Source organism: Shimia haliotis, from assembly GCF_900114415.1.
GTDB lineage: Bacteria > Pseudomonadota > Alphaproteobacteria > Rhodobacterales > Rhodobacteraceae > Shimia > Shimia haliotis.
In genome coordinates this window covers 621,236-647,745 of sequence record NZ_FOSZ01000001.1, presented here as the reverse complement: position 1 = coordinate 647,745, position 26,510 = coordinate 621,236, and the positions used below count along the sequence as shown (strand labels likewise).

Below are 26,510 nucleotides of genomic sequence, written 5' to 3'. Positions count from 1 at the left end.
GCGCACCCCAAACAGTTCAAATTAAACGATTATCCAACAATTAGCTGTTTTAGTTGCAACGCTTCATGTTCCAACTCGGTCAGGCGATAATTGACCAGATCACCAATCGTCAGCATCCCCGCAAGCCCCACGTCTGAGGCGACAGGCATGTGGCGGAACTTGCCATCGTTCATGCGTTTCAGAACAGATACGAGCGCCTCGTCAGGCGTACAGGTCTGCACCTCTGTGGTCATGATTTCCTCGACCCTTTTTGGCAGCGTCTGCCCCGGCGTGTCCGCAAGTTTGCGTACAATATCACGTTCCGACAAAATCCCTACTAGGCTGCCATTGGCATCCGTCACCACCAACGCCCCAATGCGTTTGTCGCGCAGTACCTTCACCGCTTCGCCCAAAGTATCCTGCGGTCGAATCGCAAAAACAGATCCACCCTTCTGATCCAGCACCCGTTGCACAGTCACGGTCTCTCCCGACACATTTGTCGTCGTGGTTTGGCTCATGGTCCGTTGCTTTTCTTCGGATTTGCGGTTGGGGGCCTGATAAGAACTCGGCATCAAAAGGGCTCCTTGCGTGGCTGGAATTCAACAAGTATGCCTCCAGCTTAACCGCAGTTTTGCCGTTTGGGGATTTTTCTTTTGTCCGAGTTCACGCTCTCGCCCGCGTTGGCCACAATCATCTTCGTAATCGCGATTCTTGCCGGCCATCGGTTTCGCAGGGTCTGGAAAGAAGAAGGCCCGCGCAGCCATCTGTGGCTGACGGGCCTGATCGCAGGCATCTGCCTGTTGATCGTTGCCTTGATACCGTTAAACGTTTGACGTCAAACCACCTGATTTATCAGGCGTTTTCGGCTTCCATCTGCTCCAGCATCTTGCGCGCGCGTGGGCATTGAAGACGCTCGCGAAGCGGGCTGTCGGGATCAATGTCCTTGGAGCAGACCACGCATTTGTCCGCATCCGAAATCGCGTTCAATCCGCCACAACTGCCTTTGATTGTGCGCCCGTTGACGATGACGCCTATGGCCATGCCAAGCGTCACGATCAATAGAAAGAAAAAGGCCAGAATGAAGGTTTCCAAGCGAGCTCTCCCTTAGGACATGGCCGCGAATTTGCTGGACGCGGCGGTGACAAAGGCTTTTTCAGCCGATGCCGCGTCACGTTCAATGAACAATACCGCGAGGTCGTGGGCTTCGGCCACGGCCATTCCGCGTTCACGACCCATCGCCAAGAGGCCGGTCGCCCAAGCGTCTGCCAGCATCGCGTTGTCTGCCAATACAGTTACGGACGCGGTGGTGTGTGTGACCGGCTTGCCGGTGGTCGCGTCGATGATGTGAGAATAGCGCACACCATCTTCTTCGAAGTAGTTGCGGTAATCACCCGAAGTCGCCATGCCGACGTTGGATACGCCAACAACTTTTTGAATGTCACGGCTCAAGGCGTCAGGCGTTTCAATCGCCACCTGCCACGCCATACCTTCAGCATTTTTGCCTTTGGTCAGAATGTCGCCACCGATCTCGACCATGTAGTTCTCGATGCCAAACTGCTCCAGAGCTTCGCCAACCTTGTCGACGCCATAGCCCTTGCCGATTGCAGACAGATACATTTCGGCTTCGGGATTCAGCTTTTCCAAACCGGCTTGGGACAGACGAAGGGCGTCGCCCTGCCCGACTTTGGTCATTGCAGCAGCAATTTCGGCCTCAGACGGCACAACGCCCGGCTTGCCTTGCGCGCCAAAGCCCCAAGCATCAATAAGCGGACCAACGGTCAGGTCAAACTGGCCTTCGGTGGCATGATGTACAGCATTTGCAGCGTCAAGCAGCTCTGCCATTTCCACGGAAACCGCCATCGGTGCCGTGCTGCGCGATGCGTTGATTTTGGAAATCTCGGACGCCGTATTCCAATTCGACATCTGAATGTCGGTTTGCGCCAGCGAAGCGTTGATCGCCGCCTGCAATTGTTCTTTGGTAACTGACTTGGCCGGATCTACGGCCACCACGGTGTATGTTGTGCCCATGGTCTGACCGCTCAAAAGAAGGTCGGCTGCGCCACGTTTACACGCCGTCAAAGCAAGTGTCATAAAGAGAAAGCTGCGTCGGGAGATAGATGTCATGTCAGGCACGTCACTGTGAGTTGAGGCATCAACAAAAGGCCGCGACCCTGCGTCCGGACAAAATTGATGCGCGTTCTGAATTCGCGCGCACACTATTTCCAGCGCCTACGAGAAACAATAGCAAAAACGTGTAAATTGGTGCGATAAAGGGTGGTTGAAGATGAAATTCCAGCGTATACGCAGGCGCAATCAAATTCATATACCCACCAAAGCTAACGACAGGATGACATTGGCGTGCAGCATTTCGTGCTACGAAAAGGCCTGACTCTTCCAGTCACCGGGGCTCCCGGCGAAGGAATACATGAAGGTCCAGCAGTCAAAACCGTGGCGATCCTCGGCAATGACTATATTGGATTGAAACCCCGAATCTCTGTGACCGAAGGTGACATCGTCGCCGCCGGTACGCCAGCGATGGCCCACAAGGATTCGCCCGAGGCATTGATCGTCTCGCCCGTGTCGGGTCGCGTCAAAGCGATCAACCGCGGCGCTCGGCGTAAATTGCTCTCGATTGAGATCGAAGTGGATGCATCCGCAGCCGATCCGGTGGATTTCTCCACCGTGGGCGACGCAGCCACTCGTGAAGGGCTAATCGAGAAACTGTGCGCCGCAGGTCAATGGGGAGCGTTCCGCACGCGCCCCTACTCCAAGGTGCCGGCCGCCGACGAAACACCTGCCGCGATCTACGTCAACGCGATGGACACAGAGCCGCTCGCTGGCGACCCTGCCCTGATCATCGCAGACGCAGGTGACGCATTCGCCACCGGCCTGACCGCGATCACCAAGCTGACAGACGGCAAAACCTACCTCTGCCACGCCAAAGGTGCGACCGTGCCGACCGCGGACGGTGTTGAGGTCGCCACCTTTGAAGGCAAGCACCCCGCAGGCCTTTCGGGTACCCACATGCATTTCCTTGAGCCGCCCTCGGCGACCAAGACGGTCTGGACCATCTCCTATCAGGATGTGATTGCCATTGGCCGCCTGCTCGCAACCGGCAACGTATCTGCGGAACGCGTGATCGCTCTCTGTGGCCCGCTGGCATCCAACGCGCGCCTGATCCGTACACTGGCCGGTGCCTCGATGGTCGAGCTGACCAACGGCGAAATCGCAGGCGATGCGCCTGTGCGCCTGATCTCTGGCTCTATCCTAAGCGGCAAGGCCGGCGATCCGGTCGAAAGCTATCTGGGCCGCTATGCCCGTCAGCTGACCGTGATCGAAGAAGACCACAAGCAGATCCCGATGGGCTGGATCCGCCCAATGGCGTCGAAATACTCCTACCTTCCGGTGCTGGGCAGCGCTTTTGCCAAAAAGCTCTACCCGCTGACCTCCAACCTCAACGGTGGCCGTCGCGCCATGGTGCCGCTGGGCACCTTTGAGGAGCTGATGCCGCAGGACTTCCTGCCGACCCAGCTTTTGCGGGCACTTCTGGTGATGGACACCGACGATGCTCAGGCGCTTGGCGCGCTGGAACTCGACGAAGAAGACCTCGGTCTCGTGGGCTTCGCCTGCCCGGCCAAATATGAATACGGCATCGCACTCCGCGACAGCCTCACCAAAATTGAACGGGAGGGCTGATATGGGGTTGCGCAATTTCTTTGACCGCATCGAGCCAAATTTCGTCAAAGGCGGTAAGTACGAAAAGCTCTTCCCCATCTACGAGATGGTGGAAAGCCTGTGTTTTACCCCCAAGACCGTGACCACCGCCGCGCCTCACGCGCGGTCCTATGTCGATATGAAGCGCATCATGACCTATGTGGTGCTGGCGACGATCCCCTGTATCATCATGGGGCTTTATAACGTCGGGCTTCAGGTCAATTCGGCCTATGAAACCATCGACCCGTCGGGTTGGCGCGCGTGGATCATCTCCACCCTCGGCATCGGCTTCAACGCCTCCAATCCGCTGGCGAACTTCGCCCACGGGCTGCTTTACTTCCTGCCGATCTACATCACGACTCTGGTCGTGGGCGGCATCTGGGAAGTGCTGTTTGCCACAGTACGCGGCCACGAAGTGAACGAAGGCTTCCTCGTCACCTCCATGCTGTTTGCCCTGATCATGCCGCCTGCGGCACCGCTCTGGCAGGTTGCCCTCGGCATCAGCTTCGGCGTTGTGATCGGCAAAGAAGTTTTCGGCGGCACCGGCAAGAACTTCCTCAACCCCGCCCTGACCGGCCGTGCGTTCCTCTATTTTGCCTATCCGGCAAACATGTCGGGCGATACGATCTGGACACCGGTTGACGGCTTCTCCGGCGCAACCGCCCTCTCGATTGGCGCCTCCCAAGGCTATCAAGAACTTGCTGCAAACGGCATGAACTGGATGAACAGCTTTGTCGGCACCGTTCAGGGTTCTATCGGCGAAGTGTCCGCGCTGGCCTGTCTGATTGGTCTTGCCTTCCTGCTGATCACCAAGATCGCCAACTGGCGTCTGGTTGTCGGCTGTATGGGCGGCATGATCGGCTTCTCGCTGCTCCTGAACCTCATTGGCTCTGACACCAACCCGATGTTCGCCATGCCCTGGTATTGGCACTTTGTGGTCGGCGGTTTTGCCTTTGGACTTGTGTTCATGGTCACGGAACCGGTTTCCGCCTCCCACACCAACGCTGGTCGCTACATCTACGGCGCGCTTATCGGCTTCATGGTTGTCATGATCCGCGTGCTGAACCCCGCCTTCCCGGAAGGCATGATGCTCGCGATCCTTTTCGGCAACGTCTTTGCGCCACTGATCGATTACTTCGTCGTTCAGGCCAACATCAAACGGAGAGCGCGTCGCAATGTCTGATACCTCCCCCCAACCCAAAGGCCCCATCGGCCGCTTTCTGGCTGCGCCGCCCGACAGCGTCGGCAAAACGATTTTCATCGCCGTGACGCTCTGTCTTGTGGCCTCGATGATCGTGTCGGCCACCTCGGTCGCCCTGCGTCCGCTGCAAGAGCAGAACAAGCTTAAGGACAAACAGGCCAACGTTCTGCAAGTTGCCGGTCTTTACGAGGACGGCATGGACGTGCTCGAAGGCTTCTCGGTCTTTGAACCCCGCGTGGTGGAGCTGGAAACCGGCACCTTCACCGACCAGTTCGACGCCGCAACCTTCGACGACCGCGCCGCCGCTTCTGATCCAGAGCTTTCTGTGGCACTGGCTAATGATCCAGCCGGCATTGGCCGTAAGACCAAGTTCGCCACTGTTTATCTGCTGCGCAACGAAGACGGCAGCCTTGATAAGGTGATTCTGCCGATCCACGGCTATGGCCTCTGGTCGACGCTTTATGGCTTCATCGCGCTCGAAGAGAACGGCAACGACATCTTCGGTCTGCAGTTCTACGCACACGGCGAAACACCCGGCCTTGGCGCCGAGGTGGATAACCCGCGCTGGAAATCGCTCTGGAGCGGCAAAAAACTGGCGGATGACGCAGGTGATCTGCAAATCACCGTCGCTAAAACCGCTCCGCCCGCCGGTGCCGACTTCCACGTCGACGCGCTTGCTGGCGCAACGCTGACCTCTGTGGGTGTGGACAACCTAGTCCGCTTCTGGATGGGCGAAGCCGGCTTTGCCCCCTTCCTTGAAAACCTAAAATCGGGAGACATCTGATGGCCCAGACCAAAAGAGACCTTCTGGTCGACCCGTTGGTCGACAACAACCCGATCACCCTGCAGGTGCTTGGCATCTGTTCGGCGCTGGCCGTGACCTCCTCGCTGCAAGTGGCCTTTGTGATGGCACTCGCAGTGACGGCAGTGACGGGCTTCAGTTCGATGTTCATCTCGGTACTGCGCAACCAGATCCCGGGCTCGATCCGGATCATCGTGCAGATGGTGATCATCGCCTCCTTGGTGATCATCGTGGATCAGGTGCTCAAGGCTTACGCCTACGAGATTTCCAAGACCCTTTCGGTCTTCGTCGGCCTGATCATCACCAACTGTATCGTGATGGGCCGCGCGGAAGCCTTCGCCATGAAGAACCCACCGATTGACAGCTTCATCGACGGTGTCGGCAACGGCCTCGGCTACGGTGCGCTTCTGCTGGTCGTGGGTTTCATTCGTGAACTGTTTGGCGCAGGCAGCCTTTTCGGCATCACCATCCTGCCCACCGTGAACAACGGCGGCTGGTATGTGCCCAACGGCATGCTGCTTCTGCCGCCATCGGCCTTCTTCATCATCGGTCTTCTGATCTGGGCTGTCCGTGCATGGAAGCCGGAGCAGGTAGAAAACCGTGAATACAAAATCCAAGTTGTGGAGGACCACTAATGGAAGGTCTTCTCTCTCTGGCCGTAAAGGCCGTATTTGTTGAGAACCTCGCGCTCTCCTTCTTCCTCGGCATGTGTACCTTCATCGCCGTAAGTAAGAAGATTTCGACCGCGATTGGTCTTGGCGTCTCCGTAATGTTCGTACAGGCCATTACAGTCCCCACCAACAACCTCTTGCTGTCCAAACTGCTCGCGCCCGGCGCACTGGCTTGGGCGGGCTTTCCGGACGTCGATCTCACCTTCCTCGGTTTGATTTGCTACATCGGCGTGATTGCGGCGATGGTTCAGATCCTCGAAATGGTGCTCGATAAGTTCTTTCCTCCGCTTTACAACGCGCTGGGTGTGTTCCTGCCGCTGATCACCGTGAACTGCGCCATCCTTGGCGGCACACTGTTCATGGTAGAGCGCGACTATAACTTCGCCGAAGCCACCACCTATGGCCTCAGCTCCGGCTTTGGCTGGGCGCTGGCGATCACCGCCATGGCCGGTGTGCGCGAAAAGCTGAAGTACTCCGACATCCCCGATGGCCTTCAGGGCCTTGGCATCACCTTCATCACCGCGGGACTGATGGCTTTGGCCTTCATGTCCTTCTCCGGCGTGAAACTCTGAAGGATCGACAGACATGGAAACCTTTACCCTAGGCGTCGTCCTCTTCACCCTGATCGTTATCGCACTGGTGACAATCATCCTGTTGGCCCGTTCGCGGCTGGTGTCGACGGGCAACGTCAACATCACCATCAACGGCGAAAAAACCGTGTCGGTTCCTGCCGGTGGCAAACTGCTGCAAACGCTGGCGGAACAGAAACTCTTCGTGCCATCCGCCTGTGGCGGCGGTGGCACCTGTGCGCAGTGTAAAGTGCGTGTGCATTCCGGCGGCGGGTCGATCCTGCCCACGGAAGAAGCCCACATCACAAAGCGCGAAGCCGCGTGCGGCGACCGCCTGTCCTGTCAGGTGGCCGTCAAACAGGACATGAACATCGAAGTTCCCGAAGAGGTCTTTGGCGTGAAAAAGTGGGAGTGCACTGTGCGCTCAAACGAAAACGTCGCCACCTTCATTAAGAACCTCGTTCTTGAACTGCCCGAAGGCGAAGACGTGAACTTCCGCGCTGGTGGGTACATCCAGATCGAAGCCCCGGCCCACAAGCTGAGCTACAAGGACTTCGCGATCGAGGAAGAATACAAGGAAGACTGGGACAAGTTTAACCTCTGGCAGTATGAGTCCACCGTGACCGAGCCGGTTGAACGCGCCTATTCGATGGCCAACTATCCGGACGAAAAAGGCCTGATCATGCTCAACGTGCGCGTGGCCTCCCCGCCTCCGGGCACCCAAGGCATCCCGCCGGGTCAGATGTCCTCCTACATCTTCAACCTGAAACCCGGTGACAAAGTCACCATCTCCGGCCCGTTTGGCGAATTCTTCGCCCGTGACACGCAAAAAGAGATGGTCTTCATCGGTGGTGGTGCCGGCATGGCGCCCATGCGCTCCCACATCTTCGACCAACTCAAGCGTCTGGAAAACCGCGACCGCAAGATCTCTTTCTGGTATGGTGCCCGCTCCAAACGCGAGATGTTCTTTGTCGAGGATTTCGACGGTCTGGCCAAAGACTTTGACAACTTCGACTGGCACGTTGCGCTCTCTGACGCTCTGCCTGAGGACGATTGGGGCGGCTACACCGGCTTCATCCACAACGTGCTTTTTGAAGAATACCTCAAGAACCACCCGGCACCCGAAGATTGCGAATACTACATGTGTGGCCCACCCATCATGAACCAGTCCGTGATCAACATGCTGCTGGAATTGGGTGTGGATCGCGAAGACATCATGCTCGATGATTTCGGCGGCTGATCTTCCTGCAAAACAAAAGGAAGCCTCGCCAATTTGGCGGGGCTTTTTCTTTGGATCTACAGACGTTTAAGGACGGCCAAGCGAACCAACGCTCATTCCCACTAGGCCGCACAAGAACCGGTTCTTTCCTACAACGAACCGCGGATCGGCTGTCGAGGCGGATCGGGAATGCCAGACATTTATGGAATTGCTTGCGGAGGAGATCGTCCGCCAACGGATACCGCGCCAGACGCGCCTGCGCCTCCCGATAGGCCGCCAGCTGGTGGTTAAACAGGCTGTGTTCTCCATTAACGAGGTTGTCGGCCAACGCATAGGCTTGGTAGGAAACGTGCCCCAACGCCTGCACAACGACCGAGAGACGCGGAGTGAGGTCAGCGTGCGGGATCAGGTGGCCTGAAACCCGAGACCCTCAAACGACTGGCGAAGCTGGGCGAGGATCTCGATGGCGGCGATCGCCTGAAAAGCCGCATCCGCGCTGATATCAAGCCGATCGTGGGCACAAGGCTGCTCCGCGAATGGCAGGGGGTCGAGCATGTCGTCACGGTGACGGTCGATGGGTATGAATGGCAGGGGCGCCCGTACAAGTCGCAGTCCGCCATCGCCCGCGCCATCACCGGCACTCGCTGGAATGGCTGGGTCTTCTGTGGCTTGAAGAACTATCGTGGGCGGACATGACACAACCGATCCTGCGCAAACTGCGCTGCGCAATCTACACCCGTAAATCCAGCGACGAAGGGCTTGAGCAGGAATTCAACAGCCTCCACGCCCAGCGTAAAGCCTGCGAGGCCTATATCGCCAGTCAGCGATCGGAAGGCTGGGTGGTACTCCGCGGACAATACGACGACGGTGGCGTGTCCGGCGGCACGTTGGAACGGCCGGGTCTCAAGGCTCTGATGCAGGACATCGAGGAGGGTCTTGTCGACGTAGTTGTTGTTTACAAGATTGACCGTCTCAGCCGCTCGCTGGCTGACTTCGCCAAGTTGGTTGAGGTCTTCGACCGCACGGACGTCACCTTTGTGTCCGTCACCCAGCAGTTCAACACGACGACGTCCATGGGGCGGTTGACACTGAACATCCCGCTAAGCTTCGCCCAGTTTGAGCGTGAAGTAACCGCCGAGCGCATCCGCGACAAAATTGCTGCCAGCCGCAAGAAGGGCATCTTGATGGGCGGCGTGCCACCCTACGGCTACCGCGTCGAAAATCGAAAGCTCATAATCGATGAGGAGAAGGCTGAGCATATCCGTTGGATCTTTGCGCGCTTTGTCGAAATCGGCTCCGCGACGGAACTGACGCGCCAAATCGATCAGATTGGGCTCTTAACGCCGAATGGAAATCGGATCGACAAGAAGTACCTCTACCGGTTGCTGAACAACCGCGCCTACATCGGTGAGGCGGTCCACAAGGGCGAAAGCTATCCCGGGGAACATGAGGCAATCCTTGACCGCGTTATCTGGGACAAGGTCCATACCATCCTTCAGGAGAGCCCACATAAGCGGGCAGCCAATACGCGCGCCGAGACGCCAGCACTGCTCAAGGGATTGATCTACGGCCCCGATGGGGCGGCATTCTCACCAACCCACACGAGAAAGCGGGGCAAGCTTTATCGCTACTATGTCAGCCAGTCGATCCTAAAGCACGACGCTGAATCCTGCCAGATTGGCCGCGTCACGGCCGGTGAGATCGAGACCGCCGTGATCAAGCAGGTCCGTGCGATGTTTCGCCAACCAGAAATCATCGCAGGCGCTTGGGACGCCGCGAAAAGCCATTGTCGCGGCATAACTCTCGACGATGCGCGCATGGCTCTGCACCAATTCGATCCGCTGTGGGATGAACTCTTCCCAGCCGAGCAGACACGTATCATCGCCTTGGCCGTTGAGTGGGTCGACATTGGCACTAACGCCATCAGCGTCCGGATGCGTATCGATGGGCTCGCGGAGTTGGCCCAGGAGCTGCTGCAAAGCCCAGCGGATAAGGATGCCGCCGCATGAGCAAGAAACCCACTATCCCCGAAACCGTGACTGTCACTATTCCATTCCGCGTAGCCAAGCGCCGCGGGAGGAAAGAGGTGCAGCTTCCGCCCGGTACGCACAATCGCAGTCCAGACTACACGCTGATTAAGGCGGTGGCGCGCGCCTATCGATGGCGCCAAATCCTCGAGGACGGAGACATGGGCACGATCGCGGAACTTGCAGAGCACGAGAAGGTCTCACCATCATATCTGACGCGGGTCATGCGGCTCACCTTGCTGGCACCCGATATCATCGAGGCCATACTGGACGGAAATCCACCATCTGTGGGCCTGACGGAAATGCTTGATCCGATGACGCCCGTTAGGGCCGAGCAGCGATTGGCGCTGGTTTTGAAGGCAGATAACACTTGGCACACCTACGCCAAAAAACCGATCCAAGTCGATGATTTGGATCGGTTTTATAAATTTCCATAAAAGCAAAATGAGCGCTGCAGGATCAAAGATTTAGATCCGAGTCGCCGGGACTGTTCGCGTGACTCGAGTCTGCCCCCTCAAAGCGGGACATTTTGTTGACTCAGTTCCAGCAAGTTATTGAAACCGTATAAAAAAATGCGTGGTCAACAGGTCCGGAGAGTGAGGCGGCGAGAGAGCAGATTGTGGGGTAAGATGGGCCTGACAGCGTTTTACCCCGAACCGTGCTGGCTCAATAACTTCCAAACATAACGGGCCTTTTTAGGCCAAAGTCCGTTTGGAGAAGGGTTCAAAAAGGCTAGATGGCGGACAGACAGGGATTCGAACCCTGGAGACGGTCTCCCGCCTACACACTTTCCAGGCGTGCGCCTTCGACCACTCGGCCACCTGTCCGTTGCGCGGTGTTTACAGCCAAATGCGATCTGTCTGCAAGAGGCAAAATCACATTATCCCGGCGATTTTTTGCACGCCGAGATCAGCCAACCAAATGCAAGTACACCCGCCGGTTCTGTTTGCCTTTTTTCTCTATCTTACCAAGCCTCACGCGACCAATTTCTCCGGTTCTCGCGACATGGGTGCCACCACAAGGTTGCAGGTCCACCTGCCCCTCACCTTCACCGATGCGCACCAGCCGAACCAGCCCTGCCCCCTTGGGCGGCTGCACCGACATGGTTTTGACCAACCCGGGATTCGCGGCCAGTTCTTCATCGGTGATCCACTGCTCACCAACCTCTAAATCACGGCCAATCAATTCATTGAGCGCCGTGCTCAGCGCCTCTTTGTCCTCGGGTGCATCCGGCATGTCAAAATCCAACCGTCCTTTTTCGGCGGATATGGAACCACCTGTCACCGGCAGCGGGATCACCACAGACAGCAGGTGCAACGCCGTATGCACACGCATGTGTCCGTACCGGCGGCCCCAATCCAGACGCTGTACCACCAATGTGCCAACGGGCGGCAATGCCGCGGGCTCCGCGGGAACCAGAACGACCTCCCCCTCGGGCGACTTTAGCGCTGTGGCAATCTCAATCGCATTGTCGCCCCACACCAAAACGCCGCTGTCGCCGGGCTGCCCGCCACCGGTGGGATAGAACACCGACTGATCAAGCACGATTCCCCCTTCCGGCGTGTGCGCAACAACCGCGCCGTCGCTTTCTTTCAGGTACGCATCCTCACGAAACAACATCTCTGTCATCGGCCGTCTCCATCCCCGTCGCCCTCTCCGGGCATGTCTTGCAGATCAGGCTCGAGCGGCGATTGCGCGGGCTGGGCCTGCACCATTTCAACAGGTGGCTCTTTGAGCGGTGGCTCCCCCCGCAAGGCCTCGGGATTTCGCAGCCAGATGTCCCGCTGCGCAAACGGAATTTCGATGTTTTCCTCTACAAACCGCCGCGCGATTTCATGGTTGATCTCAGAGCGCACAGACAAGGACCAGTTGACATCGCGCAAAATGGCACGGATTTCGAAATCCAGACTGTCCGCGCCGAACCCCTGAAACACAATGCCAGGGGCCGGATTTGCCAGCACCATCGGATGTGCCTCGGCAATCTCTCGAAGAATTGCCTCAACGCGCCGTGTGTCGGTGCCATAGGCCACCCCAACCGGCACAACTATCCGACCCACCGTGTTGCCGCGGGTATAGTTTGTAACCGTGCCCGAGATGAAGTCGGAGTTCGGAACCACAACATCTGTGCGGTCAAAGGTCTCGATCCGTGTTGCGCGAACTGAAATGTCGCGCACATAGCCCATCTCACCGCCCACTTCGATCCAGTCGCCCTCGCTGATTGGGCGTTCGATCAATAGGATGATGCCGCTGACAAAGTTGGACACAATGGTCTGCAAACCAAAGCCGATCCCAACAGAAAGCGCACCTGCAAACAGGGCCACATTGCTTAGGTCAATGCCCGCCACATTCAAGGCAATCAGCGCCGCCAGAAAAATACCGACATACCCGGCGCCCACGACAATGGCATTTTGCCCTCCTGGGTCGAGCTTGGTTTTCGGCAGGATATTGTCGCGCAACATGCTCTGGCTCAGGCGGGTCAACATGTGCCCGACGGAATACACTAGGAAGAAGAGAATGATCGTACGAGGCGAAAGCGTCATGCCTCCGACGCTCAATCCGGCAGCCAGACGTCCCCATAGCTCATGCAAGTCAGCAACCCGTGCGCCCCAAAACAAGGCCAGTACCGGCAACGACAGAACGATCATAAAGACGCCCGTCAACACGGCCGGCAGCGATGCCTCGTCGTCATTACGCCCTTCAAGCGCGGCAAAGATCTTTTGCACCAACCGTTGCAGAACCAACAGAAAACCAACCAATAGAACGGTTTTTGTGGTCGCGAACGCTAGAAACGCCCCTGCCCTTGTCAAACCAAAGGCTCCAACAACTACACTCACGATCGCAGTTGCCAGCATGAACCGCGCAAGAAACACCACAACCATGCCCGTTGCTGTACGTTGGTTTTCCTCTGGCACAGTCATTTTGTGACCATGCTTTGAAATCAACTGCGACAGTGCCGCCATACAGACCGCCGCAAAAAGCGTGATGGTAAAAAACACCACGGCCTGTGCTTCGGGCTGCCAGTTGTCATATCTCGCAAGCTCGGAGAACAGTGTGTTTGCCGCAATGCTCACCCCAAGTGCTGAGGCCGCGTGCCTCCCCTGGACTTTTTCCGCTGGCGTAAGTTTCACCAACAAAAGCGGCTCTTCAAAACGGGAGAAAATGCGTTCACCCAACCAGCGTGCCACCAGTATCTGAAAGGTCAGCAATGGCAGGTTTGAAAGAATAATGTCCCCTCGAAGACCGGCCAGATCGGTCGCATAAACCGACCGGGTCAAAGCCAATACTCCCAACATCGGCAACACGACCTGCCCGAAAGATAAAATGAAAAGCATGACCCAACGCGCTGCGGACACCTCTTCACGGTTTTCCAGCAAACGTTGTAGCCCCATGCGGACCCAACGGCCGCCACGGGCAATCAGTATCAAACCAATGCCCAGATAAAACAGGATCACTGGCAGGTACTTCCCAAAGTCATCGCTGTTCTTTTCGTGGACCCAGCCGGTCGAAAACTCCAGCGCAACATGCAGCAAAGACCGCTCCACATCCCGCCACGCCTCAGCCCAGATCGCCGGATTAATCGGCACCGGACCGGGTTCAATCAGCAAAAGCGCCTGCCGGTCCCGCATCAGCGTATCAATGGCGCGGACCAACTCCGTCGCTTGAGCTTCCGCCAACTCTGCTCGCCGCGCCGGCGCGCGGGCAAAGGCCAGCTGTTTATCAAGCAAATCACGTTCAGTTGCCACATCTTCCGGTTCGCCGGTTTCCGGCACCGGCCCAAGACTGTCCAATTGGGCCTCAACCGTGGCCACTGACACCCGTCGTTTTGATTTTTCATCGATAAACAGCGAGCGCCAGCCTTCAAGCTGATTGCGCAATTCGTCCATTGCCGCTTCGGAGGCGCGATTGTTGTCAATCGCCTCTTCTGCCCGCAACACCACGCGGCCCCATTCCTCATAGTCAGGCGGACTCGCCTGCGCAAACGCAGCGACGGAAACCGCCAGAAACGCCGCAATACAGGCAGCAAAACGCAACATGGCCTTCATAAGCCCCTCGCGTGTCAGACGTCCTCAAAGACCCCCGGAATGCTGCTTGGGCTAGTATCGCCAAGCCACTCCGGTGTCGGCAAGCCTTTTTCCTTGAGGAACGCCGGGTTGAACAATTTCGACTGATACCGCGTGCCATAATCACACAGGATCGTCACAATGGTGTGCCCCGGGCCCATTGCCTTGGCCATGCGCACTGCACCTGCGACATTAACGCCAGACGAGCCGCCAAGACACAGGCCTTCTTCTGCCAGCAAATCAAAAACATAAGGCAGCGCCTCGTCATCGGGGATCTGGAAACTCATATCCGGCGCAAAGCCTTCGAGGTTTGCTGTAATGCGCCCCTGCCCGATGCCTTCGGTGATCGATCCACCCTCGGATTTCAATTCGCCGTTTTCATAGAAATTATAAAGCGCCGCGCCCATCGGATCAGCCAAGGCTACCTTGACGCCTTTGGGCTGCAAGGCTTCGGCGACGCCTGCCAATGTGCCGCCCGATCCAACGGCGCATGTGAATCCGTCAACCTTGCCGCCGGTCTGTTCCCAAATCTCGGGACCGGTGGTTTCGACATGGGCTTGCCGGTTTGCAACATTGTCGAACTGGTTCGCCCAGATCGCCCCGTTCGGTTCGGTTTTCGCAAGCTCTGCGGCAAGACGACCGGAGTAGCGCACATAGTTGTTCGGGTTCCGATACGGCGCCGCAGGCACCTGCACCAGTTCCGCACCCGCCAGCCGCAGCATGTCTTTCTTTTCCTGGGACTGGGTTTCGGGGATGACGATCACCGTCTTAAATCCCATCGACGCCCCAACAAGCGCCAGCCCAATACCGGTGTTGCCAGCGGTCCCTTCAACGATCGTGCCACCTGGCTTCAGATCACCACGCGCAATCGCGTCTTTGATGATGTAAAGCGCCGCCCGATCCTTGACCGACTGGCCCGGGTTCATGAACTCGGCCTTGCCATAAATATCACATCCCGTTGCATCGCTGACCTTGTTCAGCCGGATCAGAGGGGTGTTGCCAATCGCTTGGGCCAGATCACGAGCAATGTGCATTTATGCCGTCCTTTTTTGGTGTTCGCTCCTCTGTGTAGGCGGGCCTTTCGGCAAACTCAAGCACCCGCGCGCAACCGCTCCCGATGTCGTGACAACCACAGGGCCATCATGATCAGCGGCGCGTTGTCCAACTGACGGTCGTCGACCAGCTCCATCAACGCATCAAACGAATACAGATAGGACCGAATGTCCTCCGCTTCTTCCGCCAGCCCCGACACGCCCACAACCGTATCAGGCAAGTCCGCAAGGCCGATATAGATATGAAAATACTCGGTGCAGCCCCCCGGAGAAGCATATGCCTTTCCGGCCTCCTCCAAACGTGAAAACGTGATCCCAGCCTCTTCAAATGCTTCGCGGTGTGCAGTCTTTTCCGGCCCCTCATTGGCATCCACACGCCCGGCAATAGGCTCCAGCTGCCAAACCTTTTGATCGCCGCGTGCCGTAGGGCCAAGACGAAACTGTTCCACCAGCATCACCCGATCACGCACCGGATCATATGGCAGAACCAAAGCGGCATCCGTGCCCATGAACACAGCTCGTTCAACAGGCGCGCTCATGCTGCCGTCATAGCGTCGGAAACTGACCTCATATTCCTCGATTGCAAAAAACTCGGCATACGGCCGCTTAAGGCTGTGAACCTCGATGTCGTTGCGGTCCATACCACTTGGATTGTGCCGCATTGGCAATGCCTCAGCCAACACTTTGGACCCAGCTCGCGCCTTGATGGATGGCAGCATCCGGTCCACCTCCTTGCGGTTGCGAGATCCAAAATATCCCATTTCTTCCAGTGCCTTATGAACGGTAAATGCTCCGTGAGCCTTGGCCCAGTCTTCCACCGACCATGTGCCCTCCGGCACCCACTCCGAGCTTTCGCTGAAATAGACCTGAGCCAGGATTGAACCACCATCCACCTGCAACTCAACCGGTTTCAGGAAATAGTCAAAACCACCTTCGTAAAAATCCAGACGCGCCACATCGGCGTCGGACAGATCCCGCAGCAATAGCCCCACTGCCTGCCCTTCACCGACAGACAAGAACGGAAAATCCTCGCCCTGTACACCGTTGACCACATGCCCGTCCAAAACCGCAGGCATCATGTCTATTGCCTCAGCCGCCCGTCCCAGAACCGCAGCCAAAAGAGGCACGTGTCGCAACGTGCCGTAAACAAAAAGATCAGCCATGAATTACCCCCAGCGACGGTACGCGTAGTCCGTGAAATAGCCTGCGATTAACGCGCCAACCGCAAGCACGCCCAAAATGCTCGCCTGTCCGAGGTAAAGCCCGTATTCCAACGCAATTGCAACGATTTGCTCAATCGCTTCAACAGGTTCCGAATAGTAGCGCTTCAACGAGCGTTGTAGCATCTCATAACCGCCAAACACCAAAAGCCCGACAATCACCAAGGTCACAACCCCTGTAATGCCGTTGTTGATCGGTCCGGCCTTGCGTGCCTTTGGCCCCATAATCACCCAACCAACCACAAGCCCGACGCCGCCAGCCACCAGCGTCATACTGCCAGGATCAAAGCCTTCCGGCAGTTGCGGTTTTACAAGCTCAGCCACGATCGCGCCGATAAAAGCGAGACACAGGGCGGCGACCAGATTGTTGGCTGTGGGCATCAGTTGGGTCTTGAGATGGTGATTTGAGTCACGTCGCAGCTTCCACTGTGAAACGCCGCAGCACAAGAGGTCAGATAAAAATTCCACATTCTTTGAAATCTGATGTCAAAGCCCATCGGCTGAATCTGATCCCATTTCGCGTTAAACGTATCAAACCACCGGCGCAAAGTCTGGCTATAGCTTTCCCCAAACTCGATTGATTTCTCCACAGTCATTCCCGCCTTCTCCACCTCACGCCGAAGCGCCTCTGGGCTTGGCAACATGCCCCCGGGAAAAATATATTTCTGAATGAAATCAACTTCTTTCCGGTAACTTTCAAAGCGCTTGTTTGCGATCGTGATGATCTGCAAGGTGGCGTTTTTGCCAGGTTTCAACCGCTCGCGCACAGTTTCGAAATACACAGGCCAATACTTCTCGCCCACCGCTTCAAACATCTCAATACTGGCAATTCCGTCATAGGTGGCCGTTTCATCACGATAATCTTGCAACTTGAAGTCCACGAGATCAGAAAGCCCGGCCTTATCAATGCGTTCCTGAGCGTACTTCAATTGCTCTTCGGAAATCGTCAGGCCTGTGACCCGCAAGCCACGCTCCTTGGCAGCATATTCCGCAAAACCGCCCCACCCGCAGCCAATCTCAAGAACATGATCGCCGCGCGTCACCCCCATTTGATCCACCATAGACGCATATTTGGCCGTCTGCGCCGCTTCCATGCTCTCCTGTCCGGTGTCAAAAATTGCTGATGAATAGGTCATCGTGTCATCGAGCCAAAGGCCGTAAAACTCATTTCCAAGGTCATAGTGATAAGAAATGTTCTTCTTCGCCTGAGATTTGGAATTGCGGTTCATCCAATGGCGCATACGTTCATAGATGCGCACAAATGCCATGCCCGGAAAGCCATCATAAACATCGTCATTGTCGGCCCGTAGGAAATCGCAAAACGCTTGCAAATCCGGCGTGCTCCACCACCCGTCCAGATAGGCTTCGCAAAATCCGAGTTCGCCCTCTCGCATCAAACGCGCAAAGGTATCAGCGTTGTGGACGTGCATTTCACACACAGGGCCAGGTTGGCTTCCTTCGGCGCGAAATCTTCGGCCGTCCGACAAAACAAAATCTATCCGTCCGTGCTGCGTCTTTTTGGCAATCTCATAGACCGCCGGAAAATACCGAGGCAGGTTCTTCTCTTTCTGCGTTGTCGTCAGGACCATCCACATCTCCCATGTCGTTGTGGTTACTGTTCAGGCTAGGCGGTGAAAACCGCCTTGGGCAAGGAATTATTGGGATTTGAGGCGCTCATAGGCGGCCAGTGCACGGGCTCGGCCATCTGCCAGCCCCTGTATCGGAGTGACGTCCGACATTGTGAGGTTTGCGTCCCAAGACACTGGAATTGCGTCATAAAACTGCAATGCGGTTTCGCTGGTCTCAAACATCTGATCCGGCAGCCATTTCTCCCGATACCGCCCCTTCGGATCAAAGTTTTTGGCTTGGGTCTCGGGGTTGAAAATGCGGAAAAACGGGGCCGCGTCAGGGCCGGATCCAGCCACCCATTGCCAGCCCATCGCATTGGAGGCTGGATCCCAGTCTACCAGACAGCTCTCAAACCAGCGCAAGCCAAGGCGCCAGTGAATGCCTAAATGTTTGGTCAGATAGCTCGCGGTGATCATCCGCGCGCGGTTGTGCATTTTGCCTGTGACATACAACTCGCGCATCGCCGCATCCACAAGCGGCTGCCCTGTCTGACCCCGACACCACGCCACATAGTGAGGGTGATTGGCATCCTCAATCCACTCAAACCCGTCCCACTCCTGCCGCCAGTTCTTTGTGTCAATTTCAGGATAATGCCACATCAGATGCCAAGCGAATTCGCGCCAGACCAGTTCCTTCAGGAAATGCTCCGCTCCGTTTGCACCGTCATGCAGGCATTTTTGTCCCGCGTGCCAAACCTGTGCTGGGCTGATTTCTCCAAGACTAAGCGCGTCAGACAACTCCGACGTCGCCTCAACATCCAAGTGATCGCGCGCGGCCTTGTAATCTACCACAAGGGAGTCACAAAACGTCGACAACCGAGCCTGTGCCGCAACCTCACCGGCCCGAACGTGTTGCCCGACCACCTTGGCTCCCCGACCCATTTCAACCGACAAGCCCCAACGCTCAAGGGCGTCTGTCGAAGGCCACCGCGTTGGCGCATGCAACACGCGACACCGCGGTTTGGGGGATGAAACCTCATTTCCGCGAACGGCCCTCCAGAAAGGCGAATACACACGGTACGGCCCTCCGGTTTTCGTTTGCACAGTCCACGGCTCAAAGAGCAACGCTCCGGCAAAACTTTCCGCCACCAAACCGTCCGACAACAGGCCCGCCTTGATCTCGGTGTCGCGTTCTACCGAGGCCGGATCATATAGGCGGTTCCAAAACACAGATGTCGCACCAGAGTCTTGCGCGACGTCCCGCAAAACATCCAACGCTTTACCGCGCCTTAAAATCAGACGGCTGCCAACAGCTTCAAGATCCGCCGCAAACGCCTTAAGCGCCAGTTCGAGCCGAAACTTCGGTGCTGCTCCTAAACTCTCGACCAGGCCATCACAGACAAACACAGGCACAACCGCACCGCGCGCCGCCGCTGCCGTCAGCGCGGCATTGTCAGTCAGGCGAAAATCCCGCCTGACCCAATAAATAGTTGCCTGTGAAATACTCATGGTCCTCTCGTATTTTCATAGACTTACGAGAGGTATCCGCAATCAGATCACAAAACCTGATCCAAACAGTCCAAAAGTTTTTCAACCTCGGATTTGGACGTGTAATGCACAAAACTCAGACGCAAAACACCCCTGTCCATATTCACGCCACTGGCCTCAAGCGCACGCACCGCGTAAAAATCGCCGCCGCCGGCCATGATCCCGTGATCCGCCAGCTGCGCAGCCAACGCAGCGCCAGGAACATTGGCTTCCAACGCCACGGTTGGTGCGCGCATCGCCGCGTCCGCCGGACCGATCAAGCGGACGGAGTTCTTGGCCGCCGCATAGTCCAGAACCGGCTGCAACAATTCAATCTCATGGGCACGCATAAGGTCATGCACCGCCGCCCCAGTGGCCGCCGGAGTTTCACCCAAAACACCGTGATGCGCCGCCAAGGCCTCAAAATAGTCCACCATACCCGCGCAGGCCGCGATTTGCGCGTGATCCGGTCCCGCAGGTGTAAAGCGTTTGTACAGAGAGTCCGCATTGAAATAGTGCCCCTGATTGGGCAATAGACGTCCGAGCGCCTCGCGCATCACCATAATACCCTGATGCGGCCCATAGGTTTTATAGCTTGAAAACAGATAGATATCCGCGCCCATCGCGCCCACATCCGGCAATCCGTGCGGTGCATAGCTCACACCATCCACGCAGACAAAGGCGCCCGCCGCATGGGCCATCGCGGTGATCACGGCCACCGGATTGATCTCTCCGACCACGTTTGAGCAATGCGGGAAACAGACCAGACGCACACGGTCATCCAACAGTTTGCTCAGCTGTTCGGGATCAAGCGTGCCGGTTTCAGGATCAATCCGCCACTCGCGGACCTCGATGCCGTCATCCGCCAACCGCCGCCACGGGCCGGTGTTGGCCTCGTGATCCTGATTGGTGACGATGATGGCATCCCCCGGATCCATCCACTGCCGGAAAGCCTGCGCAAGAACATAGGTGTTCTGCGTGGTGGAAGGGCCAAAAGACACCTCGTCTGCGCTGACACCCAAAAGCCCGGCCAACCGCGCGCGGGCTTCATCCATTTCCGCACCGCCCAATTCGCTGGCCCGATAAGGCGCATAGGGCTGGACTTTGCGCTCGCGATAGAATCGCACCAAGCGATCAATCACCTGCCGACAGGTGTAACTGCCACCGGCATTCTCAAAAAAGGCCTGCCCCTCAAGGCTCGGCTCTTCAAACGCCGGAAACTGCGCTCTTACAAAATCGATGTCCAGCATATCTTTCCCCTCTGCTTGCCCGCAGGAAATCCCCGCGATGCAAGAAGGTCAAGACACTGGTACTGCTTTAGCCCAGAACAGCGCGGATCTTGTCGGCCTGGTCTTTCAGCACCGCAAAATCCGCCATGGTGCCCGGCGGGCGCAGCTTCACACCGTCGTGGCGTGGCAAGACGTGATAATGCAGGTGAAACACCTCCTGCCCGCCTGCCGCTTCATTGAACTGCTGCACCGTGACACCTTCAGCACCAAAAGCCTGCATCACCGCATGCCCCATCTTCTGAACCGTTACCAAACAGGCCGTCAATTGCTCGGGGCTCGCATCCAGCATGTTGCGACACGGCGTTTTCGGGATCACCAGACAGTGCCCATCCGCACGAGGCATTATGTCCATGAAAACATACGTGCTTTCATCCTCATAGAGCTTCTCCGACGGGATTTCCCCACGCAGGATTTTTGCGAAAATGTTGTCGCTGTCATAGCTCATGGCACACCGCCTCCGTCAGAAATGCAAAAGGCGGGCAAGTTTCCTCACCCGCCGTTGCCGTGATTTGTTGCCTGCTCAGGCGTTGACGTCAACCACAACGCGGCCCTGCACCTGTCCCTTGAGGATATCTGCCCCCAAACCGGGCAGATCGGACAGCGTTGCCGGCTTCACCATCGCCTCAAGCTTGTCCATCGGCAGGTCTTTGGCGATCCGCTCCCAGGCGCGCAGACGGTTGTCATACGGCTGCATGACGCTGTCGATGCCCAACAGGTTCACACCGCGCAGCAGGAACGGAATGACCGTCGCCGGCAGACCCGCGCCGCCAGCCAGACCCACAGCCGCCACAGAGCCCCCGTATTTCATTTGCCCCAGCACGCGCGCCAGCATCGCGCCGCCTACGGCATCGACACATCCGGCCCAGGTTTCGCTCTCCAGCGGACGCTTCACCGTTTCATTCAACTCTTCTCGTGCAACAATCTGCGTTGCGCCCAAAGATTTCAGGTACTCGCCACTTTCCGGACGCCCCGTGACACCGGCCACCTCATAGCCGAGGTTTGCCAAAATCGCGACCGCCACGGACCCAACGCCGCCCGCAGCGCCCGTCACCAGAACCGGCCCGTTGCCGGGCTTCAACCCATGGTCCTCAAGCGCCATCACAGACAACATCGACGTAAATCCTGCGGTCCCAACCGCCATCGCCTGCGCCGGTGTCAAACCTGCCGGCAAGGGCACCAACCAATCCGCCTTCACACGCGCTTTCTGCGCATAGCCGCCCCAATGGGCCTCGCCTACACGCCAGCCGGTCAAAACAACCTTGTCGCCCGCTTTATAGCGGTCGTCGTTTGATGCCTCGACGGTGCCCGCAAAATCAATGCCCGGCACATGCGGATACTTCCGCACCAGACCGCCGCCTTTGGGCGACAGGCACAAACCGTCTTTGTAGTTTACGGTGGAATAGTCGACCGCCACCGTCACATCGCCCTCAGGCAGCGCACCCTCGTCGATCTCCTTGATCACCGCGCTCGCCAGGCCCTCGTCGTTTTGCTCCATCATCAGTGCTTTGAACATCTCATCTCTCCCTTGCGCCAGCGGCCCTGCCTCCGGCTTCTTTCTTGCAAAAATACTCCCGCCGGAGGCATCCGGCGGCAGTCCAATTCCTCATTGCCAAAAGGCTTCATACACCGTCGCAGCCCGCACCCCGTCCGGCGTCACAACATCCACTTCCGTGGCGGCAGTCCAATGCGTCATACGGATCATGCCAATCGACACGTTAGTGTTGAAATCCGGTGAAAACGCCGAACTGCTGATGTTGCCGACGTGCTGATCCCCGTCCATCACCGGCCACAACCGGTCACAGGGCGGCACGGGTGCGCCGTGAATTTCCACAGGCCTGATCTGCCGCACCGGCCCTTCTTGCGCCACCCGCAACAAAGCATCCCGCCCGACACAGCCAATGGCGGTGTTGGTGTTGCAGAACCGACCAAGCCCGCATTCATGCGGCGTGTTGTCGTCGGTCATGTCATTACCATAGCTAAGCAACCCGCCTTCGATCCGCTCGATCAGGTTGGGACAGCCCGCATGCACGTCCAAATCCTTGCCGGCTTCCATCAACGCATTCCAAAGCGGCATGCCAAGGTCACTCCCCTCAACATAGATCTCAAACCCGCCCTGTTTGGAATATCCCGACCGCGCGACCACCAATGGGCGTCCCTGAAATTCAAACCAGCCAAAGCGGAAAAACCTGACATCACGCACCGCGTCGCCAAACACTCGCGCCATCAGCTCATCCGCCTTTGGGCCCTGCACCGCCAAGGGGCTGACGTCCGGCTCATCAACCAACACGTCAAGCCGATAACCATAGGCGATGCCTTTGACCCAAAACAACAAATCGCTGTCGGCAATGGAGATCCACCAGCGATCCTCGGCCAGCTTCACGGCCACCGGATCGTTCAGCATTCCGCCGGTCTCATCGACAATCGGCACGTAAAAACACTGACCGGGCTGCATCTTGCGCAAATCCCGCGGCGTCAGCATTTGCATCAAACGCCCCGCATCCGGACCGCGCAGTTCAACCTGACGTTCAACCGCAACGTCCCATATCTGCACGGCATCCTTAAGGTGGCGGTAATCTTCCTCCACTGATCGAAACACGGTCGGCAAAAGCATGCGGTTATACACCGTATAGGCTTTGACTCCCGCCGCTTCGACGCCGTCGGAAAAAGGTGTTCGCCGCAATCGGCGGGATGGTGAAATCAATGCCATGACTTGCCCTCCGGCATCAAAACAAGGTCAGTATCTCCAGGATCACGGCCCAACCCAGTCAACATTGCATGTATCTGACCCCTGTGATGGGTCTGATGATTAAACATATGCACGACACAAAGCCCCATCGGCTTGGCCATATCTTTGCCCAGCATCACCGCATGCCACTGAAGATCGCCGCTCAGGTCCGCGTCTTTCACCCGATCCGCCCACTGCAAAATCCGCTGATCCATCCGACTGCGTTCCTGCGACCAGACCGCAAAGGTCGGGCAAATGTCTGCATGGTTCTGTGCTGTCACCGCTGGCCCCGCGCCGCCTTCAAGGCGGCTCATCCACAGGGTGTCACCCCACAGAACATGGTTCAGCGTCGCCATAACCGAGCCAAAGAACGCGCCTCGATCCGCGCGCAACTCTGCCTCGGTCAACTTTTCACAGGCCGCCCGCACCTGACTGTTTTGCCAGGCGTTGTACTTTGCCATCATCTGGCAATATTCGGGCGTCACGTCCATCAACGAGGACCGTGCCAGTCAATCTGACAGATCTCGGCGGAGCGCCCGTCAAAATCCCAGACACGGCCAAACGCACGCACCCGACCTTTGGACGCAGTCGCCACGGTGATATCCGGACCCATCCAGTATTTGGTGTTGGAGATCATGATCTCCTCATCGGCGTTTTTGCCTTCCACCGGATAGACAACGCCGTCGATCTTGCGACCCACAGTGATACGGCGCTCTTTGCCTTCGTTGATATACTGAATTGGCTGACGCTCTACGCCAACGATCTCGCCCACCAGAACCGAGAACAGCCCCGTGGTGCCTTTGGCCTTGCCAGAGAAAATATCAACCAGCGCGTTGAACTGCGCATCTGTCGCGCGGTCGTCAATGAACAGACCAACTTTCCAGTTGCCACGGCTCATCATGCCCGGAATTTCGATCAACAAACCGATGTTCAAGCCCGACAGATCGACGTCGCCGTACTCGCCAGTGTCAATCCGCACACCGCCCCAGGTCTGGCAGTGGCCTTCGGTCGGCGGGTGCATGCCAAGGCTGACCACACAGGGACAAAAAACGGTACAGTTACAGTTCAGCACCAGCTCGCCTTTGATGGTCCACGGAATTGTGCCCAACCCCGATTTCATCGCCGCCGGATGGCGGTTGTCGATCTTTGCTGCCACTTCAATGCGATCACTCGCCATGACGGATCCTCCTCAGATATCCCAATTTCACAAGGCACCCACGGCAACAAAGGCCGCAGCACCAATCAACACAAACCCGAGCGGCCGCGTTACATAACGGCCTATGTCGGGCAATTTCTCGAAAACCATGATCACTGTGGCCAGCCCCATGAACGCGATGTTCATCACGCCCCCGACAAAGCCCAAAAGCATCAGCGCCCAGCAACACCCCAGACACACTGCGCCAAGCCGTATTCCGTTGCGCCAAGGGCCTTCGTTCCAGTGGGCCATGAAAAACGTCACCGGCATTCGGCACTTGCTCAAACAGGACTCTTTCAGAGCAGAAAACTGGTAAGCCCCTGCCCCTGCGAGCAAAACAGCCGAGAACAACGCCGACCGGCTTTCGCCCAGGGTCCCGATCAGACCCACTTGAAACAGCATCAACTGAAGACCCGCCGCTGCCACCGAAAATCCGATCCAAATCACCAGATACCCTGCCACCAGCTTGCCAAAATCCGCGTCATCCGTCTGTGCAGCTAAGTCTTCATAGGCGGCAAAGGCCGGCAACGCCGTCGGGGCCATCATCGCCGCCGACATCAGAATCCACATCGCAAGAAGACGGAAATACCCCCCCGCATCCGGCGTGATCGTGCACAGGCTTTCCCAAAAATCCGCGCCATAGATCGCGCCAAGCTGGCGCATCTCGGCCGGAACCGCCATTGCAAAGACCGCGGCCCAGGCAAAAAGCACCCCGCCAAACAGCACAATCCAGTGCCAGCCAGTCATGGAACGGATACGATCTGCGACCATCCCGGCGATCCTCCCTTGCCGCGACTCACGTTATGCGATTTAAAATGTCAGACAATTAAAGGCACCGCAAACACTAAATGTCAGACAAATGAAAATTGACCCCAAAAGCTCCGCCGATCTCTCTGCCCAAATCGCCAAGGCAATCCGCGACGCCATCGTGAGCGGCGATATGATAGTGGACGAACGCCTGCCGTCGGAAACCGAGCTATGTGACCAGTTTGATGTGTCCCGCTCAACCGTCCGCGAGGCCCTGAAACGGCTGGCGGCCCAGAACCTGATCCGCACCCAACGCGGTGCCACGGGCGGCGCCTTTGTCCGCCGCCTCAGCTATGACGAGGCACAAGCGCAGCATGTCACGACATCCACGCTTTTACTTTCTATGAACGCCGTGGATTTCGAAACCGCCTGCGAAGCGCGCTTTGCCCTAGAACGCGCCTGCGCCCCGCTCTGCGCCGAACGTCGCACGCCGGACAATCTCGCCACCATGCGCGCGGAAATCCACCGGCAAGGCCAACCGGGCCTGTCCGACGAACGCTTCTGCGACAGCGATGTTGCCTTCCACCGCGCCCTTGTGGACGGTGCCGGAAATCCCGTTCTGTCCTATCAACTTGCCGGTGCCGTCGAGGCGATGCAGCCCCTGATGAACATGATCACGTTCACCCAACGCGACCGCGATCAGATCATAGCCCTGCACACCCAAATCGCAGACGCGCTTGAGGGCCAAGACGGCGCCAAAGCCGACACGACACTTGCGGAACTGTCACACTACACCTTGACCCTTGGTCGTCAGGCGATGGAAGCCCGCGCGAAGCGGTCCAACAACGCGGATTAAGGAGAAAACCACCGGAGCGAACGCGCCGAAAAACAAACTTGATCTCTGTGTTTATCCGATTGTTTATGCACGCATAACGATAACTACG

General features: G+C 57.4%; 27 protein-coding genes, 1 tRNA gene and 1 pseudogene. 11 read left to right on the top strand and 18 right to left on the bottom strand.

Annotated features, from left to right (window positions below):
* Nucleotides 1–29: 29 nt before the first annotated feature.
* Nucleotides 30–551, bottom strand: coding sequence for a CBS domain-containing protein (locus tag BM069_RS03195; RefSeq protein WP_170846660.1), 522 nt, complete (start codon nucleotides 549–551; stop codon nucleotides 30–32).
* Nucleotides 552–632: 81 nt separating this feature from the next.
* Between BM069_RS03195 and BM069_RS03190 the strand changes: the two genes are divergently transcribed.
* Complete coding sequence (locus BM069_RS03190) at nucleotides 633–812, top strand: hypothetical protein (RefSeq protein ID WP_093321281.1); 180 nt, start codon at nucleotides 633–635, stop codon at nucleotides 810–812.
* A gap of 19 nt (nucleotides 813–831) precedes the next feature.
* Here BM069_RS03190 and nqrM read toward each other — a convergent pair whose 3' ends face one another.
* Nucleotides 832–1,071 (bottom strand): (Na+)-NQR maturation NqrM, encoded by a 240-nt coding sequence (gene nqrM, locus BM069_RS03185; RefSeq protein WP_093320138.1) that lies wholly within the window; start codon nucleotides 1,069–1,071, stop codon nucleotides 832–834.
* Between the two features lie 12 nt (nucleotides 1,072–1,083).
* A complete protein-coding gene (locus tag BM069_RS03180) occupies nucleotides 1,084–2,103 on the bottom strand; it encodes an FAD:protein FMN transferase (RefSeq protein WP_244503513.1) in 1,020 nt (339 codons plus the stop codon).
* Nucleotides 2,104–2,337: 234 nt separating this feature from the next.
* Here BM069_RS03180 and BM069_RS03175 point away from each other — a divergent pair, with 234 nt between their 5' ends.
* The 9 genes and pseudogenes from BM069_RS03175 to BM069_RS03130 all read left to right on the top strand — a co-directional run bounded on the left by BM069_RS03175 (nucleotide 2,338) and on the right by BM069_RS03130 (nucleotide 10,619).
* Complete coding sequence (locus tag BM069_RS03175; RefSeq protein WP_093320133.1) at nucleotides 2,338–3,675, top strand: Na(+)-translocating NADH-quinone reductase subunit A; 1,338 nt, start codon at nucleotides 2,338–2,340, stop codon at nucleotides 3,673–3,675.
* Nucleotide 3,676: 1 nt separating this feature from the next.
* A complete protein-coding gene (locus BM069_RS03170) occupies nucleotides 3,677–4,876 on the top strand; it encodes an NADH:ubiquinone reductase (Na(+)-transporting) subunit B (protein ID WP_093320131.1) in 1,200 nt (399 codons plus the stop codon).
* Nucleotides 4,869–5,678, top strand: a complete 810-nt coding sequence (locus tag BM069_RS03165) for a Na(+)-translocating NADH-quinone reductase subunit C (RefSeq protein ID WP_093320128.1) — start codon at nucleotides 4,869–4,871, stop codon at nucleotides 5,676–5,678. Before BM069_RS03170 ends, BM069_RS03165 begins: the two co-directional genes overlap by 8 nt.
* Complete coding sequence (locus BM069_RS03160) at nucleotides 5,678–6,331, top strand: NADH:ubiquinone reductase (Na(+)-transporting) subunit D (RefSeq protein ID WP_093320125.1); 654 nt, start codon at nucleotides 5,678–5,680, stop codon at nucleotides 6,329–6,331. Before BM069_RS03165 ends, BM069_RS03160 begins: the two co-directional genes overlap by 1 nt.
* Nucleotides 6,331–6,939: an NADH:ubiquinone reductase (Na(+)-transporting) subunit E gene (gene nqrE / locus BM069_RS03155; protein WP_093320122.1), complete on the top strand. Its 609-nt coding sequence runs from the start codon at nucleotides 6,331–6,333 to the stop codon at nucleotides 6,937–6,939. The genes BM069_RS03160 and nqrE overlap by 1 nt, the downstream gene beginning before the upstream one ends.
* 13 nt (nucleotides 6,940–6,952) lie before the next feature.
* On the top strand, nucleotides 6,953–8,176 hold the full coding sequence (gene nqrF / locus BM069_RS03150) for an NADH:ubiquinone reductase (Na(+)-transporting) subunit F (protein ID WP_093320120.1): 1,224 nt from the start codon (nucleotides 6,953–6,955) through the stop codon (nucleotides 8,174–8,176).
* Nucleotides 8,177–8,548: 372 nt separating this feature from the next.
* A pseudogene (locus BM069_RS03140) lies at nucleotides 8,549–8,851 on the top strand (DUF2924 domain-containing protein); the annotation flags it as partial.
* Complete coding sequence (locus tag BM069_RS03135; protein WP_093320113.1) at nucleotides 8,848–10,164, top strand: recombinase family protein; 1,317 nt, start codon at nucleotides 8,848–8,850, stop codon at nucleotides 10,162–10,164. The pseudogene BM069_RS03140 and the gene BM069_RS03135, both read left to right, overlap by 4 nt.
* Entirely contained in the window at nucleotides 10,161–10,619 is a 459-nt protein-coding gene (locus BM069_RS03130) for a hypothetical protein (RefSeq protein WP_244503512.1), read from the top strand. The genes BM069_RS03135 and BM069_RS03130 overlap by 4 nt, the downstream gene beginning before the upstream one ends.
* A 300-nt stretch (nucleotides 10,620–10,919) precedes the next feature.
* On the opposite strand, the gene BM069_RS03125 is transcribed toward BM069_RS03130, so the two are convergent.
* The 15 genes from BM069_RS03125 to BM069_RS03055 all read right to left on the bottom strand — a co-directional run bounded on the left by BM069_RS03125 (nucleotide 10,920) and on the right by BM069_RS03055 (nucleotide 25,590).
* A tRNA-Ser gene (locus tag BM069_RS03125) sits at nucleotides 10,920–11,009 on the bottom strand.
* A gap of 82 nt (nucleotides 11,010–11,091) precedes the next feature.
* Nucleotides 11,092–11,811, bottom strand: coding sequence for an alanyl-tRNA editing protein (locus BM069_RS03120; RefSeq protein ID WP_093320110.1), 720 nt, complete (start codon nucleotides 11,809–11,811; stop codon nucleotides 11,092–11,094).
* On the bottom strand, nucleotides 11,808–14,216 hold the full coding sequence (locus tag BM069_RS03115) for a DUF3772 domain-containing protein (RefSeq protein WP_212611504.1): 2,409 nt from the start codon (nucleotides 14,214–14,216) through the stop codon (nucleotides 11,808–11,810). Before BM069_RS03115 ends, BM069_RS03120 begins: the two co-directional genes overlap by 4 nt.
* A 23-nt stretch (nucleotides 14,217–14,239) precedes the next feature.
* Nucleotides 14,240–15,277, bottom strand: a complete 1,038-nt coding sequence (locus BM069_RS03110) for a cysteine synthase A (RefSeq protein WP_093320105.1) — start codon at nucleotides 15,275–15,277, stop codon at nucleotides 14,240–14,242.
* A 56-nt stretch (nucleotides 15,278–15,333) separates the two neighbouring features.
* A complete protein-coding gene (locus BM069_RS03105; protein WP_093320102.1) occupies nucleotides 15,334–16,458 on the bottom strand; it encodes a gamma-glutamylcyclotransferase in 1,125 nt (374 codons plus the stop codon).
* Between the two features lie 3 nt (nucleotides 16,459–16,461).
* Complete coding sequence (locus tag BM069_RS03100; protein WP_093320099.1) at nucleotides 16,462–16,896, bottom strand: TrgA family protein; 435 nt, start codon at nucleotides 16,894–16,896, stop codon at nucleotides 16,462–16,464.
* Nucleotides 16,896–18,104 (bottom strand): SAM-dependent methyltransferase, encoded by a 1,209-nt coding sequence (locus BM069_RS03095; RefSeq protein ID WP_093320096.1) that lies wholly within the window; start codon nucleotides 18,102–18,104, stop codon nucleotides 16,896–16,898. The genes BM069_RS03100 and BM069_RS03095 overlap by 1 nt, the downstream gene beginning before the upstream one ends.
* A 66-nt stretch (nucleotides 18,105–18,170) precedes the next feature.
* Complete coding sequence (locus BM069_RS03090; RefSeq protein WP_093320094.1) at nucleotides 18,171–19,592, bottom strand: cryptochrome/photolyase family protein; 1,422 nt, start codon at nucleotides 19,590–19,592, stop codon at nucleotides 18,171–18,173.
* A gap of 47 nt (nucleotides 19,593–19,639) precedes the next feature.
* On the bottom strand, nucleotides 19,640–20,860 hold the full coding sequence (locus BM069_RS03085; RefSeq protein WP_093320091.1) for an aminotransferase class V-fold PLP-dependent enzyme: 1,221 nt from the start codon (nucleotides 20,858–20,860) through the stop codon (nucleotides 19,640–19,642).
* A 67-nt stretch (nucleotides 20,861–20,927) separates the two neighbouring features.
* The gene (locus BM069_RS03080) at nucleotides 20,928–21,344 is read right to left on the bottom strand and encodes an HIT family protein (RefSeq protein ID WP_093320089.1); all 417 of its coding nucleotides are present in this window, start codon (nucleotides 21,342–21,344) and stop codon (nucleotides 20,928–20,930) included.
* A 75-nt stretch (nucleotides 21,345–21,419) separates the two neighbouring features.
* Complete coding sequence (gene acuI / locus BM069_RS03075; protein ID WP_093320087.1) at nucleotides 21,420–22,412, bottom strand: acryloyl-CoA reductase; 993 nt, start codon at nucleotides 22,410–22,412, stop codon at nucleotides 21,420–21,422.
* A 90-nt stretch (nucleotides 22,413–22,502) separates the two neighbouring features.
* On the bottom strand, nucleotides 22,503–23,606 hold the full coding sequence (locus BM069_RS03070) for a dimethylsulfoniopropionate demethylase (RefSeq protein WP_093320084.1): 1,104 nt from the start codon (nucleotides 23,604–23,606) through the stop codon (nucleotides 22,503–22,505).
* On the bottom strand, nucleotides 23,597–24,115 hold the full coding sequence (locus BM069_RS03065; RefSeq protein WP_244503511.1) for a DinB family protein: 519 nt from the start codon (nucleotides 24,113–24,115) through the stop codon (nucleotides 23,597–23,599). Before BM069_RS03065 ends, BM069_RS03070 begins: the two co-directional genes overlap by 10 nt.
* Nucleotides 24,115–24,744 (bottom strand): DUF1326 domain-containing protein, encoded by a 630-nt coding sequence (locus BM069_RS03060; RefSeq protein ID WP_244503539.1) that lies wholly within the window; start codon nucleotides 24,742–24,744, stop codon nucleotides 24,115–24,117. Before BM069_RS03060 ends, BM069_RS03065 begins: the two co-directional genes overlap by 1 nt.
* 84 nt (nucleotides 24,745–24,828) lie before the next feature.
* Nucleotides 24,829–25,590, bottom strand: coding sequence for a DUF2182 domain-containing protein (locus tag BM069_RS03055; protein ID WP_244503510.1), 762 nt, complete (start codon nucleotides 25,588–25,590; stop codon nucleotides 24,829–24,831).
* A gap of 88 nt (nucleotides 25,591–25,678) precedes the next feature.
* Between BM069_RS03055 and BM069_RS03050 the strand changes: the two genes are divergently transcribed.
* The gene (locus BM069_RS03050; RefSeq protein ID WP_093320079.1) at nucleotides 25,679–26,422 is read left to right on the top strand and encodes a FadR/GntR family transcriptional regulator; all 744 of its coding nucleotides are present in this window, start codon (nucleotides 25,679–25,681) and stop codon (nucleotides 26,420–26,422) included.
* Nucleotides 26,423–26,510 lie beyond the last annotated feature (88 nt).